This is a genomic window from Mesorhizobium sp. LSHC412B00 (assembly GCF_000503035.1).
GTDB lineage: Bacteria > Pseudomonadota > Alphaproteobacteria > Rhizobiales > Rhizobiaceae > Mesorhizobium.
Window position 1 is genome coordinate 264,640 of the sequence record NZ_AYWB01000007.1, and the last position, 13,661, is coordinate 278,300.

Sequence of the window (13,661 nt, forward strand, 5' to 3'; positions counted from 1 at the left end):
AGATCGGGTCAGATCAAGCGTTTGGTCGTCGGGTCGAACAGGCACGCACGCGCCATGTCGATGCCGAGCGTCACCGTCTCACCCATAAGCGGCGTGCCGTCGGGGTCGAAACGACCGGTGATCTCCTTGCCGCCCAGGCGCAGGACGGCCATGGTCTCCGCGCCTGTCGGCTCGACCAACTCGACCACGGCATCGATCTGCGCGATGCCCGGCTTGCGGCGCGCAAGATCGGGATCGAAGCGGTAGATGTGCTCGGGACGGATGCCGAGCACAAGCTGTCGCGGCGTGTCGGATGGGAGCGCCTGGACGATCGGCAGGCTGGCCGTCTTGCCGTCGGCGGTCTGCAGGACAACAGTGCGGCGACCGCCTTCCTGGCTCAGTTCGGCGGCCAAAAAATTCATCGCCGGCGACCCCATGAAGCCGGCGACGAACATGTTGGCCGGACGGTTGTAGATCGTGGCGGGATCGTCGAATTGCTGGACCTCGCCCTGATGCATCACGGCGATGCGCGACGCCAGCGTCATCGCCTCGACCTGGTCGTGGGTGACGTAGACGGTGGTCTTGCCGACGCGGTGATGCAGCTTCTTGATTTCGGTGCGCATGTCGACGCGCAGCTTGGCATCGAGATTGGAGAGCGGCTCGTCGAACAGGAACAGTTTGGGATCGCGCACCAGCGCCCGGCCCATGGCGACGCGCTGGCGCTGGCCGCCCGAAAGCTGTCCGGGCTTGCGCCCTAGCAGCGGTTCGATCTGCAGGAAGGCGGCAACCCGCTTGACGGCCTCGTCCTGCTGCGGCTTCGGGACGCGGCGGCTTTCCATGCCGAAGGTGATGTTCTCGCGCACCGTCATCGTCGGGTAGAGCGCGTAGGACTGGAACACCATGGCGATGTCGCGGTCCTTCGGCGGCACCGAATTGACCAGCCTTCCGTCGATGCGGATCTCGCCGGAGGTAACAGATTCGAGCCCGGCGATCATCGCCAGCAGAGTGGACTTGCCGCAGCCGGACGGTCCGACCAGCGCGATGAACTCGCCGTTCCGCGCTTCGAGATCGATGCCCTTCAGCACCTCGACCGCGCCGAAGTTCTTGCGCAGCGATCGGATGGTCAATGTCGACATGCGATGCCCTTCTTGGCGGACGGGACGATCGGCGACAGGAGACAGGCTCCGCTCACTGGATCGCGCCTCACTTGACGGCGCCTCACTTGATCGCCCCTTGGGTCAGGCCACGAACGAAATACTTGCCGCCGAAGAGATAGATCAGCAGCGGCGGCAGCGCGCCGATCAGCACGGCGGCGCTCATGACATCGTAGGCGCGCACATTGGTGCCGCTTGCCGTCAGCGCGACGAGCGCTGCCGTGATCGGCTGTTGCTGCCCGGAGGTGAAGACGACGCCGAACAGATATTCGTTCCAGATGCCGGTGAACTGCCAGATCACCGTGACGATCAGGATCGGCGAGGAGAGCGGCAGAATGATCTTGCGGAAGATGCGCCAGAAGCCGGCGCCGTCGATGCGCGCCGCCTTGATCAGGTCGTCGGGGATGCTGACGTAGTAGTTGCGGCAAAACAAAGTGGTGAACGAAATGCCCTGGATAACGTGGATGAGGACGAGCCCGTAGACCGAATTGCTGAGGCCGAGATTGCCGAGGATGAACGCCCACGGCATCAACGAAATCTGGCCCGGAATGAAGACGCCGAGCAGCATGCAGGTGAACAAAGCTTCCGAACCTCTGAAGCGCCATTTCGACAGGATGTAACCGTTCATCGCGCCGACCGCCGTCGAGATGATCGTGGCCGGGATCGTCATCTTCAGGGAGTTGTAGAAGTTGCGCTGCATGCCCTCGCAGGTGCCGCCGATGCAATAGGTGCTCCAGGCCTGGCCCCAGGCATCGAGGCGGAAGCTGCGCGGCAGCGAGATCAACCCGTTGCGCGCGATCTCCTGCTGGTCGCGGAATGAATTCAGCACCACCACCAGCAACGGGACCAGGTAGATCGCCGCGAAGACGACCAGCAGCCCATAGATGGCGAAGCGGGTGAGAAAATGCCGGCGCGACGCGACTGCGGCAGCGCGACGGTCGAGCGACTGGTCCAGGGAGACGTCAGCCATGGCCGGCTTCCTTGCGCCGGCGCCAGACCACCCAGAATGAATAGGGCACCAGCACCACGGCAACAGCGGCAAGCATCATGATGGCGGCGGCCGCACCTTCGCCGATCTGGCCGCGTTGGAACATCAGGTCATAGACGTAGATGGCGGGGAAGGTGGTCGAGATCCCCGGGCCGCCTTTGGTCAGGGCCGCCACGAGGTCGAAGGTCTTGATGGCGAACTGGATCTGGATGACGGCGACCGCCAGGAAGATCGGCGCAATGGTTGGCAGAAGCACCTTGCGATAGATGCGGAACGTCGATGCGCCGTCGATCTGCGCGGCCTTGACGAGGTCCTGATCCACCGAGCGCAGGCCGGCCAGGAACAGCGCCATGGCAAAGCCCGAGGCCTGCCAGACACCGGTGATGATCAGCGCGTAGATCGCATAGTGCCGGTCGCTGGCGAGTGCGAAACTGAAGCTCGCCCAGCCGAAACCGCGCACCATGGCCTGGATGCCGTCGGTCGGATTGTAGAGCCAGCTCCAGACCGTGCCGGTGACGATGAAGGAGACGGCCAGCGGATAGAGGAAGATCGTGCGCCAGGCCGCTTCGCCGCGCACGCGCTGGTCGATCAGGATCGCCAGCAGCAGTCCCACCGCCATCGAGCCGACGATGTAGAAAGCACTGAAGAAAAACAGGTTGTTGTAGGCGATGTTCCAGCGCCGGTTCGCCCACAGCGACGCGTAGTTCTCCAGGCCGACGAAGCCGTAGGTCGGCAGCAGCGAGGAGTTCGAGACAGAGATGTAGAGCGTCCAGCCGGTGAACACGAAGACGTAGACGAAGCTCGCCACGAGAGAGGGGCCGAGCACCAGCAAGGGCATCGCGGAGCCCAGCCGCTCGCGCCAGGGGCGGGCGGGTGCCGGTACCGACAGGATCAGGTCGTGATTTGACATTCAGGGCACGGAAATTGGCAGAGCACGGGACTGGAAGGGAGGACGGCCGGGCGGATAGGCATCGCGCCCGGCCGTTGCCATCTATTTCTGTGCTTCCGCCGCGTCGGCCATCGCATTGGCGCCATCCTCGGGCGACATGTCCGGCGTCGCCACGAACTCGGTAATGGAGTCCATGATCGCGCCGCGCATCTTCTGCGGGATGGTCATGTTGTGCGCCATCGAGCGGACCAGCGTGCCCTCCTTGATCGAAGCCTGCAGATCCTTCTGCGAGAGCTGCTGGCACGGATTGAAGCCCTTCGACAGATCGATATCCAGGCGTGCGGGGATCGAGCCCTTGGCCTGGTTGAAGACCGTCTGGAAGTCGGGCGACAGGATCAGGCTGGCCAGCAGCTTCTGGCCGTCGATGTAATCCTGGTCCTTCTGCTTGAAGAACACGACCGAGTCCGAGTTGAGGATGAAGCCGGGTTTGCCCCAATCGGTCGGCGCCTGGGCGCAGACATAGTCGGTGCCTTCCTTGAAGCCAGCGGCGGTCAAAAGGCCGATCGTCCAGTCGCCCATGATGTGGAACGCCGCGTCGCCCTTGCCGACGAGCGCCGACATCGAATCCCAGTCGCGGCCGACCATGCCCGGATCCATGTACTTGCTCGTCATCAGGCGCATCTGCGTGAAGGCCTTGACCATCCCCGGGCTGCGCATGGACTCGACATCGCCTTCGACGAAGGCCTTGCGGTAGAGATCGATGTCCTGGCCGTAGAGCACGACCTCGAACACCGTCGAATCCGTCCAGTCGGCGGTCGAATGCGAGATGCAGATCTTGCCTGTGGCGACGATCTTGTCGCAGGCCGCATTGAACTCGGCCCAGGTCTTCGGCATTTCCGCCACGCCGGCCGCCTGCATGACCTTGGGCGAGGCCCAGAGCCAGTTGATGCGGTGGATGTTCATGGGCGCGGCGACCCATTTGCCGGTCGGCTTCATCACCGGAAGCAATTCCGGCGCCACCACTTTCTCCCACCCTTCCGAGGCCGCCAACTCGTCGAGATCGGCGGTCATGCCGGTCTCGTTCCATTCGGCGATTTCCGGGCCCTTGAGCTGCACGGCAGGCGGGGCATTGCCGGCGATCACGTCGGCGCGCAGCTTGGCCAGCGTATTGGCGGTGTGGCCGGCGATCGAGGTCTGTTCCCATTTGCCGCCCTTGGCGGTGAACATCTCGCCGAGCTTGGCGATCGCCTGGGCGTCCGATCCGGTCGCCCACTGGTGCAAAAGGTTCGTCTTGGGTTCGGCGAAGGCTGCCCCGGCGAAAAATGTGCACGCAGCAGCGGCCGCAAGCGCGGTCATGACGGACTTCATCGTTTCACTCCCATATCGTGTTGCACGGTTCGTCTCGACCGCTTATGGCCGCGGTTTGAAGTCGCCGCCAGCGAGATGCGTCAATCTCGAGTTCTTTCCAAGATGACATATTGGAGCTATCAGTCAACGATGTTTATGTTGAGCCATGACAAAACCTTCGCTTAGAACCTGGCTGATCGACAGACCCTCCGCGTCGCCGGAGAGCATGATCGTGCGCTGCCTGAGCGAGCGCGGCGCACTCTCCGCGTTGCAGATCGCACGCGCCACCGGTCTGGCGCGCTCGACGGTGTCAACCGCGCTTAACGGCTTGAAAAAGTCTGGAATGGTGATCGAAGCCCCGACCAGCCGCGACGGCATCAGAGGCATCGGCAGGCCAGCCGCGGCGGTGACGCTCAATCCGACAGCGGGCACCTGCGTCGGCATTCACCTGGCTCTTCAGCAGATACGGCTCATCGTCGCCGATGTCTCGCATTCCGTCATTGCCGAACAAAATATTCCAATGGCGCTGGACTACCAGCCGCAACAGGCGGCCCAGGCGGTCAAATCGGCAATTGCCCAATCTTACAGGGAAAACGGTCTGCCGGTGGCGGGGCTCCTGGGGGTTGGTGTCTCCGTCTCCGGTCCTGTCAGCCGCGATGGAGTGGTGCTGCGCGCCAGCATGGTTCCAACATGGGCCGGCGTCAACATACGAGATGTGTTCGGCCCCGTTCTGGAACAGCCGATCTTCGCCGACAACGAGAGCAACTGCGCGGCCATTGCCGAGCTGATGTGGGGTGCGGCCGTCGGCCAGGACGATTTCGTGCTGTTCAAGATCGATCTGGGTGTCGGCGGGGCCATTGTCCAGCATGGCCGGCTGGTGACGGGCGTCGCCGGCGGCGCCGGCGAATTCGGGCACATCAGCATCGATCCCGGCGGCGACCTTTGCCGCTGCGGCAATCGCGGCTGCCTGGAGCTCTACGCGAGTTTTACCCGGCCGCTGGAACAGATTTCGCGTGTCGTTGGGCGGCAAGTCACCATGGACGATGTCATCGCCATGGCCGAGCAGGGCGACGTCAGGGCGTTGCGGATGATCGAGGATACCGCCGAGATCGCCGGTCGGGGTCTCGGCCTCATCGGCTCAGTGCTCAACCCGCCGCTTATCATCATCGGCGGCCACATGGCGTTGGCAGGCGACATTCTGCTGACGCCGCTGATCGCGTCCTATGAACGCCACACGCTGATCAAGTCCCGGGATGTCGCTCCCGCGCTGCGCACGCGCATCATCGTTGGCAGGCACACCGAGAACGATGCCTTGCTGGGCGCGGTCGGCCTCGTTTTGAGACACCAGACGAAGGAACTGTCGCTGGGGTGATCGTCAGGACCTGCCTGTGCTTGTTCAAGTCAATTGCACGTGTCGGCAGCCTTGAGCGCTTCGGCGCGGGACGATTTGGGCAAATCCGCGATCCGCCGGACAGAAGCGTAAAACCTCGGATAGTCGCCGGAACACAGGTCGAACAAGCGAAGAAAGGCCGGAACCTGTTCACCGTAGACAGAAGTTGCGGCGAGCTTGGCGTTGTTGATCGGGGCAGCGAACCAGGCGTCGTATCCCCGGTATCCCGCCCAGTGCCTGTCGCGCATCCGCCGATAGCGCATCCGCAACCGGTCGATGGTTGCTGCCTTGGCGGCCGCCATCTTTTCCGGGGTGCGGGGACTACCATAGACCTGCCTTAACTCGTCGCGCGTTTTCGACACCAGTCCGAGAAAATCGGCGCCGCGCTTGCGGTCGGCTTCGTATCGGCGCAATCCGGCCCGGTCGCCGGCGGCGCGGAGCCATTTCCTGACGCCGCTGGTTTCGACGGCAACGGCGAACGCCTCGTTGAATGCGGAATCGTTATCGATATAGAAGCGCTGATGCGCCAGTTCATGAAAAACAAGGCTTGCGAGATAGGTGTCGTCCTGACGAAGCATCGTGCTCAGCAGCGGGTCACTGGACCAGCCAAGCGTGGAATAGGCAGTGACGCCCGAGACATAGACGTCGAGGCCCTGTCTTTGGAGCTCGACAGCGCTTTCAGCCGCGGATTTCCGGGAGAAATAACCCCGGTATGGAACGCAGCCGAAAACCGGAAAGCACCATGTTCGTGGCGCGAGCGAGAATTGCGGCGCGGCAAAAACGGCCCAGGTCACGGCGTCGCGATGGATGTCGACATAGCTGCGGTAGCTGCTGTTCTCGGGCAATGCCAGTTCATCCGTCGCAAACCGTCTTATCGCGCTGGCCGACGTCAATTTCGCGCGCAATGCCTCGGGCGTCGAAGGGTCAAGGATGAGTTTCCCGACATTCCTGCGCGCGGCCATGATCTGCGCGTGACCCTGCAACGACTGCGCGTAGTAGGAAATGCTCGTGCAGCCGGTCGCCCCGGACGCGATGATCGCCGCGGCAAGCATCTGAAGAACGCGCTTCACTGTTTGCCCACCCTTGCCCATCTCCCCATGCAGCAAACGTCCTGGTCCACCTCAAACAGGAGGCACCGGTTTCCGTCAAGAGCTGCAGGGGCAGGGGGCGACACCGACCTGGGCAGGGCAATGCGGGCATTCGCCTAGGATTGACGAAAGTCCACCGCAGGGCGGAGCGGGCGAGATACGGACCGTCCGTTGGGACGCCGTTCCCCAAGCTGCAGCGCGCTACTGGTCCGAAAACCTCACGCTCACGCCGCGCTGGCGAAAATAAGCCTGCATCAACTTACGGCCCGAGCGGTTGTTCTGCGCCAATTTTGCCGGATCGAACACCGCCTGTTTTGCGCCCTCTCGTGTCAGCGCAGCCTTGAGCGTCGCGATATGGGCGTCGATGTCGGCATTGTCCGCCCGCAGCGAGGCATAGATACTTTCGGTCGCTTCGGCCACAGTCGGTTCGCTCACAGATGTCGTCCTTTGGTTGGTTGGGCGGCGGCTTTACCACAGATTTGCGGCTCCGACGATATCGACTGAACCGTCAGAGCACAGCGCCCAGGGCGCAAAACCGCAAAACGTATGTATTCGGCCCTGCTAAACATTGCCCGGCAGGCGAATGGGTCTAACTATCGCTAGGAAACGGGGGGAATCACGTGGCTGCCAATCGTCGAAACGACATCTCATCGTCCGAGCGGGGGCTAGGACGGATTCTTGCGGCAGGCAATGCCCATCCGCGCACAGCTCTGCCTACCGTGGCAACCATCGTCACGACAGTAGCTGCGCTGTATTTCGGTCGTGAGGTGTTCCTTCCCATTGCCATCGCGCTGCTTTTGACCTTTGCTCTGGTGCCGATGGTCTCCGCACTGAAGCGTGTCGGCTTGCCTCGGCTGCCCGCAGTGCTTCTGAGCGTGATTGGCGCATTCGCGGCCCTGGGCCTGTTCAGCTTCATTGTTGCGACCCAGGTAAGCGAGCTTGCTCAGAACATTTCCGTCTACCAGACAAACATTCTGACCAAGGTGCGTTCCCTCAAGGAGACGGGCGTTGGTGGCGGCATAATTGCCAGGCTGAGCGGGGTGATCGAGCGTGTCGGTCAGGAGATCGACAAGCAGGATGTGGCGCCGCCTGCGGCCGACAAGCCCCGGCGCGAGCCTGTTCCCGTCGAGATCGTCGCCCGCGAGAGACCTCTGGAGGTATTGCAGAACATCATCGGACCGTTGATCAGCCCGCTGGCATCAGCTGGCCTGATCATCATCGTCGTCATCTTCATGTTGCTTGAGCGCGAGGATCTGCGCGACCGGTTTATCCGCCTCGTCGGCTATGGCGACCTCCATCGCACAACGCAGGCATTGCAGGATGCCGGCAAACGGGTTGGCCGTTATCTGATCATGCAATTGGTGGTCAACATCGTCTACGCGATACCAATCGCAATTGGCCTTTGGGTGCTCGGCATTCCCAACGCGCTGCTGTGGGGGTTGCTGGCACTGGCGCTGCGCTTCGTTCCCTATATCGGCCCTGTTATCGGCATGCTGCTGCCCTTGTTTCTGGCCTTGGCGGTTGCGCCCGGCTGGTCGCTGGTGCTGTGGACCGCCGCACTGTTTGTCGTCATGGAATTGGTAACCGGCAACGTCATCGAACCGTGGCTCTATGGCTCGCGCACGGGACTTTCTCCTTTGGCAATCATCGTTGCGGCAATTTTCTGGACATGGTTGTGGGGGCCGCTCGGCCTGGTCCTTTCGACGCCGCTGACAGTTTGCCTCGTCGTCCTCGGGCGACATGTTCCGCAGTTCGAATTTCTCGACGTCCTGTTTGGCAACGAGCCCGTCCTTGAAGCTCACGCCCGGCTCTATCAACGGCTCCTGGCCGGCGATCCCGACGAGGCCACTGACCATGCCGAGGAGATCCTCGAGGAGAAGTACCTGATCGATTTCTACGACACTGTCGCCATTCCTGCTCTCCTGTTGGGCGAGCAGGACCGCATGCGTGGCGTGATGGGCGATCAACAGCGAAGGCAGGTGGCGGCGAGCGCCCAAATTCTTGTGGCAAATCTTGCCGACGATGCACAGGAAGAGGCAAGCGAGGAAGACGCGCCGGCAACCACCGCGGAAGGGAGCGCGATCAGGGAAACAGATGGCGTCGAAGAGGAAGAGATCGAGCTGCCCGACGGCAAGGACATGTCGGTGCTTTGTGCCGGCGGTCGCGGCGAACTCGACGATGCCGCTGCCGCCATGCTCGCTCAGGTGCTGGAGGTGCAAGGTGCTACGGTGGCGAAGGCCAGTTTTGTCGATATGGAGCCGGCAGGTATTCGTCGTCTCGAACTAGAGGCGATCGACACCGTCGTGGTCGGTTTCCTGAACCGGGATTCGCTCAAGCATGCCCGCTTTCTGGTCCGGAGACTGAAGCGCGCCAAGGCAGGTTTGAGAATTGGGATTGTGTTCTGGTCAGACGCGGAGCAGGGCGATGTCGGGCAAGAAAGGCAAGCTTTGGCCGCCGACATCAGCGCCGATTTCGTAGCGCACGGCATGGTCAACGCTGTGCTTGGCGCACTTTCTCCAGCGCCGGCCGTTCCCCTCAAAGTCGTTTCGAAACGCCGCGATCGACGCCGTCCGGCCCCTCGAAAACGGATCCCGGCCCAGGCAACGGCCGCAACAGCCTAGCCGCACCGCCATGTCTCAGATTGCCGCGCCGGCGCTGGAATGCCTGGTGAGACGGCAAGATCGTCCCCCACTCGCAAGCCATGGAACAATCTCGCGGCCTTGCGGTTCCTAACATCGAAGGAGACCCCCCATGCTTAGATTCCTTATCCGCCTTGGCGCGATCTATGCAGCGTTCCAGATCGGCAGAGAGTTCGGCCGCAAGGAGACCGAAGTCGTGCTCCTGCCGCCGCCCGTTGACTATGAGCGGCACCCGACGTCAAGAAACGAAACCGAGTTCGGAGAGACATAGGACTGCTCAATCTGCCTGGTCGATCTGGCCCATGCTGGCGCCGTCCCTGCGCGGGGCGCATTATCGTGCGAACGGACCGGCCTCTTGGCTGTGCCAGGATGGATCCGGGTAATGCAAATTGAGCCGCTATCTCCGCCGCTCAAACGCGGCACAAAGAGGTTGACCGTGCGTCGAGGAATGAGTCTCTCGCAGATCTTGGCGTTGAGCCGATGGAGAAGGCATGCCAGCACGGGCAAGGCACGACCCTAAGAAAGTGGAAGGGAAGAAGCACTGGTGCTGTCAATTGCCAGGGAGACCGGCATCACCGAGGATCGCGGGCGCGACCTTGTTCGCCTGATCGGCACCGGCCGCAATTCGCTGCTCCGTGAGGCGCGGCAGCTGCTCCGGCAGCGCCTGGCTAATTTAGACCAAAGGTGCTCAGAGCACGGCTATCCCGTCGCCTTATGCTGCGCGGCGGTCATCGCTTTGAGAGCCCGGACCACCTCTGCAGGTCCGGCGGGTTTCATCACTCTTACGCCAGACGAGAACGCTTCGGGGGTTTCCTCGAGCCCCAGGCCGGAATAGACGATGAAAGGAACCGCCCGCCCTGCCAAGGTTTTTGCCGCGTCAACAGCCTCGCCGTCCGACAGCCTGACGTCCAGGATCGCTGCGGCGGGGGTATGGTCCGCAAGAAAACGTTTCGCCTGGGAACATGTCGCCGCCAATGCCACGGCAAAGCCCGCCTCCGAAAGAGTGGACTCCATATCCAGTGCTATCAAGGCTTCGTCGTCAACGACAAGGACCAAGGGTTTGCCCATGCGCGGATGATCGCACGTTTGTAGATGGAAGACGAGTCGAGGCTACGACCCTTTTAGGGTCCGGTTCCCGTACGCAGCGGGTCGAGACCGCGAGCAATGGGAACCAACTGATCCAAGCCGCATTATATTTGGTTGGACTGGACAAGGTGTTTGGGATGCATGAAGCAACACAGGCGAATGTTGTCGCCTTCGAAAACCCGGGGGTGTCCAGCAATGACGGTCTGGATTTCGATTACAAGGATTTCTTCGAAAACGGCGCCGTTGCCCTCCATCTGGTGAACGCAGACGGCGTAATCGTGCATGCCAACCAGGCTGAGCTCGACCTTCTCGGCTATCCCGCAGAGGACTACCTCGGTTGCCACATCGCCGAGTTCTATCCCGACCGGGACGTCATAGAGGACATTTTGGGTCGCCTTGCCAATGGCGAGAAGATCGTAAGATATCCGGCGCGATTGAGGGCCAGCGATGGATCGATCAAACACGTCGAAGTCACCTCAAGCGGACATTTCCGGGACGGCAAGCTGATCAACACCCGGTGCTTCACGGTCGATGTAACCGACTTGGTGCACACCCGCTCGGAGCTCAGGCAGCATGACAGTACCTATCACCAGATACTCGACGGCCTACCCGTCGCCATCTACACGACCGATCAGGATGGGACGATCACCTACTACAACCGCGCCGCGGCCGATCTGGCAGGCAGGGAGCCTGAAATCGGCAAGGATAAATGGTGCGTGACGTTCAAGCTGTTCACTGCCGACGGCAAGGAATTGCCGCACGATGAATGCCCGATGGCCATCGCGCTCAAGGAGAACAGGCCGGTCCGCAATCAGCAAGCTGTTGCGCAACGTCCCGACGGATCGTTTTTTCCGTTCCTGCCCTACCCGACACCGCTGCGGGACGAGCACGGCGCTCTGATCGGCGCCGTCAACATGCTGCTGGACCTGACGGACCGCCAACGTGCCGAAGAAACCAGGCAGCACCTCTCAGCGATCGTGGAATCCTCATTTGACGCGATCGTCAGCAAGGATCTCAACACCATCATAAAAAGCTGGAACCAGGGCGCCGAACGGCTTTTCGGCTACACCGCCGACGAAGCGATTGGCCGGTCGGTGACCATGCTGATCCCCGAAGACCATCAGGACGAGGAACCCCGCATTCTCCAACGCATTCGCCGCGGCGAGCGCGTCGAACCATTCGAAACGACCCGCCAGCGCAAGGATGGCAGCCTGGTTCCGGTTTCACTGACGATATCGCCCGTGCGTAACGCAACCGGGCAGATCACCGGCGCATCGAAGATAGCGCGAGACATCACGTCGACGAAGGAGAATGAATATCGCATCCGCATGCTGATGCGCGAGGTCAACCACCGGGTGAAAAACCAGTATTCGGTCATCCTGTCAATGATCCGGGAGACCAACAAGCGATCGGAGACGCCAAAACAATTTGAAACCCAGGTGCGCGAGCGCATCATGGCGTTGTCACGATCTCACGACCTGCTTGTATCGGCGGATTGGAAGGGTGCCACGATCAGCGACCTTTTGGCGGCCCAGGTCGAGCCTTTCCCGCGGGGGGATTTGATCGAAATGTCGGGCCCATCATTGGTGCTCAGTCCCAACGCAGTTCAGTATCTCGGGATTGCCTTCCACGAACTGGCGACCAACTCGGCCAAATATGGCGTGCTCTCAGGGGACAAGGGCCGGATTTCGGTCACATGGGGCATCACCGGTTCCGGGGGTTCGAGGCTCTTTCACCTCACCTGGGTCGAAAGCGATGGTCCGCAGGTTCAGACTGTCGGACAAGGTGGCTTTGGAACCGTGGTGCTGAAGCGGGTCGCGCCCGCAGCGGTTAGTGGGCAGGGAATTCTCGAACACGGTCCGCATGGCATAACATGGAGCCTGGAAGCGCCTTCGGTTTCCGTGGCAGCTTCTGTCGTCCAAGAAGCTTAGAAGCAGGAAGCAGCCCTGCAACGAGCATTCGTCAATTGGAAGCCCTTGATGCGGCCTTTGCCGAGCGAAAACCCCGTTTCCGCTAAAGATCGCCAGAGCCATTGCTAAAGTCGGCAGAGCAAATCACCGGCAGAGGGCGCATTTCGTTGCACGGAACGGGACAGGACCGGCGTAGCCAGAGGCGAGGTAACTATGGACATCGACGAGTTCCGTGCGACCCTTCAGGGAGTAGAGCCCCCGGCGAATCTTGGGATGGCGCTCCACGCTCTATGGTGGGATAGACAGGGCGATTGGGAGCGGGCGCATGAGTGTGTGCAGGCCAACGAATCTGATCCGGCCTCTGTATGGGTTCATGCCTATCTGCACCGCAAAGAAGGCGACCTTTCTAATGCAGCCTACTGGTACCGCCGCGCCGGGCAGCCTGTGGCAACTGGCAAGCTAGACGCAGAGTGGGAGTCGATTACAGAATCACTTCTTGCAGGATAGTGAGGGGTCGCTCAAGGGGCAGCCTAGCGCCTCATCGCCCCCGTAGAGGCGAAACTCACCTCCGCCCGATGGGATCGGCTGGAGCCCAGGAGGTCCGAACGTTTCCGCATAAATTGATGCAGCGAGATTGTTCTCGCGATTCCGTAAGGTCTCTGTTTAATAAGCTATATCTAATATTGACTATTTTCTGTCGCTCAAAAGTCGCAGACTTCATTTTACTGATCACCGTTAGCTTCTTGGTAGCTCTCATGACTATAAACTTCTTGCGGGCGAATAGCTTTCATGCTGCCTTCGCGCACTCAGGAATCAGGGAGCTTAGGCATGGCGGAGCGGATTGCGCGTGATGGGTTTTGGGTTTTGCATCTCGCGCGCTTGCCGCAAGTCGTGTCGCTTCGCTCCAGCACTTCCACCTTGACGATCCTAACTGTTGCCCTTGCGCTGAGCGCCGCGCCGGCTCGGGCAGATGGCGGCAATGGTAGCAGCGCAGGCGCTGGACAAGGTGGCGTTGACGGCGCGCTCGCGAGTGCCACGGGTCAGAATGCCGCCAATGGCGCGACCGCTGGTGGCGGTGGTGGCGGCATTGACCTCACGACGGGTGACGGGGCGCCAGGAGGATCGGGAGCGGTAAGTGGGACAGCCAACAACCCAAATGGCGTTGCCGGTGCCACTGGTGCTACGGGTCTG

Annotated in this window: 13 protein-coding genes; 6 read left to right on the top strand and 7 right to left on the bottom strand. The window is 61.5% G+C overall.

Annotated features, from left to right (window positions below):
• Positions 1-8 precede the first annotated feature (8 nt).
• The 4 genes from X757_RS148985 to X757_RS148970 all read right to left on the bottom strand — a co-directional run bounded on the left by X757_RS148985 (position 9) and on the right by X757_RS148970 (position 4,378).
• Entirely contained in the window at positions 9-1,115 is a 1,107-nt protein-coding gene (locus X757_RS148985) for an ABC transporter ATP-binding protein (protein ID WP_023726515.1), read from the bottom strand.
• An 82-nt stretch (positions 1,116-1,197) separates the two neighbouring features.
• Positions 1,198-2,103 (bottom strand): carbohydrate ABC transporter permease, encoded by a 906-nt coding sequence (locus X757_RS148980; protein WP_023671100.1) that lies wholly within the window; start codon positions 2,101-2,103, stop codon positions 1,198-1,200.
• Positions 2,096-3,031: a carbohydrate ABC transporter permease gene (locus X757_RS148975; protein WP_023683164.1), complete on the bottom strand. Its 936-nt coding sequence runs from the start codon at positions 3,029-3,031 to the stop codon at positions 2,096-2,098. The genes X757_RS148980 and X757_RS148975 overlap by 8 nt, the downstream gene beginning before the upstream one ends.
• Positions 3,032-3,112: 81 nt before the next feature.
• On the bottom strand, positions 3,113-4,378 hold the full coding sequence (locus X757_RS148970; RefSeq protein ID WP_023683165.1) for an ABC transporter substrate-binding protein: 1,266 nt from the start codon (positions 4,376-4,378) through the stop codon (positions 3,113-3,115).
• Between the two features lie 145 nt (positions 4,379-4,523).
• Between X757_RS148970 and X757_RS148965 the strand changes: the two genes are divergently transcribed.
• Positions 4,524-5,729, top strand: coding sequence for an ROK family transcriptional regulator (locus tag X757_RS148965; RefSeq protein ID WP_023751363.1), 1,206 nt, complete (start codon positions 4,524-4,526; stop codon positions 5,727-5,729).
• A gap of 29 nt (positions 5,730-5,758) precedes the next feature.
• Here X757_RS148965 and X757_RS148960 read toward each other — a convergent pair whose 3' ends face one another.
• A complete protein-coding gene (locus X757_RS148960) occupies positions 5,759-6,799 on the bottom strand; it encodes an aminopeptidase (RefSeq protein WP_032996219.1) in 1,041 nt (346 codons plus the stop codon).
• Between the two features lie 237 nt (positions 6,800-7,036).
• Positions 7,037-7,270: a hypothetical protein gene (locus tag X757_RS148955; protein ID WP_023671105.1), complete on the bottom strand. Its 234-nt coding sequence runs from the start codon at positions 7,268-7,270 to the stop codon at positions 7,037-7,039.
• Positions 7,271-7,455: 185 nt separating this feature from the next.
• Between X757_RS148955 and X757_RS148950 the strand changes: the two genes are divergently transcribed.
• Positions 7,456-9,456, top strand: a complete 2,001-nt coding sequence (locus X757_RS148950; protein ID WP_023726518.1) for an AI-2E family transporter — start codon at positions 7,456-7,458, stop codon at positions 9,454-9,456.
• A gap of 130 nt (positions 9,457-9,586) precedes the next feature.
• Positions 9,587-9,745, top strand: a complete 159-nt coding sequence (locus X757_RS1000000168535) for a hypothetical protein (protein WP_023726519.1) — start codon at positions 9,587-9,589, stop codon at positions 9,743-9,745.
• A gap of 428 nt (positions 9,746-10,173) precedes the next feature.
• Here the strand turns inward: X757_RS1000000168535 and X757_RS148945 are convergent, their stop codons facing one another.
• Positions 10,174-10,542 carry a response regulator gene (locus X757_RS148945; protein ID WP_023726520.1) on the bottom strand — a complete coding sequence of 123 codons (369 nt, stop codon included), beginning with the start codon at positions 10,540-10,542 and terminating at the stop codon, positions 10,174-10,176.
• A gap of 155 nt (positions 10,543-10,697) precedes the next feature.
• Here X757_RS148945 and X757_RS148940 point away from each other — a divergent pair, with 155 nt between their 5' ends.
• The 3 genes from X757_RS148940 (at position 10,698) to X757_RS1000000167975 (ending at position 13,605) form a co-directional block, all read left to right on the top strand.
• Entirely contained in the window at positions 10,698-12,491 is a 1,794-nt protein-coding gene (locus tag X757_RS148940; RefSeq protein ID WP_032996227.1) for a PAS domain S-box protein, read from the top strand.
• 192 nt (positions 12,492-12,683) lie between these two features.
• Complete coding sequence (locus tag X757_RS1000000166600; RefSeq protein ID WP_023704064.1) at positions 12,684-12,977, top strand: hypothetical protein; 294 nt, start codon at positions 12,684-12,686, stop codon at positions 12,975-12,977.
• 472 nt (positions 12,978-13,449) lie between these two features.
• Positions 13,450-13,605 (top strand): hypothetical protein, encoded by a 156-nt coding sequence (locus X757_RS1000000167975; RefSeq protein ID WP_156033724.1) that lies wholly within the window; start codon positions 13,450-13,452, stop codon positions 13,603-13,605.
• The last annotated feature ends 56 nt before the right edge of the window (positions 13,606-13,661 follow it).

Bases quoted from the DNA above. Each gene is read 5' to 3' on its own strand.
- X757_RS148985 (WP_023726515.1), bottom strand. From the start codon at position 1,115: ATGTCGACATTGACCATCCGATCGCTGCGCAAGAACTTCGGCGCGGTC.
- X757_RS148960 (WP_032996219.1), bottom strand. From the start codon at position 6,799: ATGCTTGCCGCGGCGATCATCGCGTCCGGGGCGACCGGCTGCACGAGC.
- X757_RS148940 (WP_032996227.1), top strand. From the start codon at position 10,698: ATGCATGAAGCAACACAGGCGAATGTTGTCGCCTTCGAAAACCCGGGG.
- X757_RS1000000168535 (WP_023726519.1), top strand. From the start codon at position 9,587: ATGCTTAGATTCCTTATCCGCCTTGGCGCGATCTATGCAGCGTTCCAG.
- X757_RS1000000166600 (WP_023704064.1), top strand. From the start codon at position 12,684: ATGGACATCGACGAGTTCCGTGCGACCCTTCAGGGAGTAGAGCCCCCG.
- X757_RS148980 (WP_023671100.1), bottom strand. From the start codon at position 2,103: ATGGCTGACGTCTCCCTGGACCAGTCGCTCGACCGTCGCGCTGCCGCA.
- X757_RS148975 (WP_023683164.1), bottom strand. From the start codon at position 3,031: ATGTCAAATCACGACCTGATCCTGTCGGTACCGGCACCCGCCCGCCCC.
- X757_RS148965 (WP_023751363.1), top strand. From the start codon at position 4,524: ATGACAAAACCTTCGCTTAGAACCTGGCTGATCGACAGACCCTCCGCG.
- X757_RS148970 (WP_023683165.1), bottom strand. From the start codon at position 4,378: ATGAAGTCCGTCATGACCGCGCTTGCGGCCGCTGCTGCGTGCACATTT.
- X757_RS1000000167975 (WP_156033724.1), top strand. From the start codon at position 13,450: ATGGTAGCAGCGCAGGCGCTGGACAAGGTGGCGTTGACGGCGCGCTCG.
- X757_RS148945 (WP_023726520.1), bottom strand. From the start codon at position 10,542: ATGGGCAAACCCTTGGTCCTTGTCGTTGACGACGAAGCCTTGATAGCA.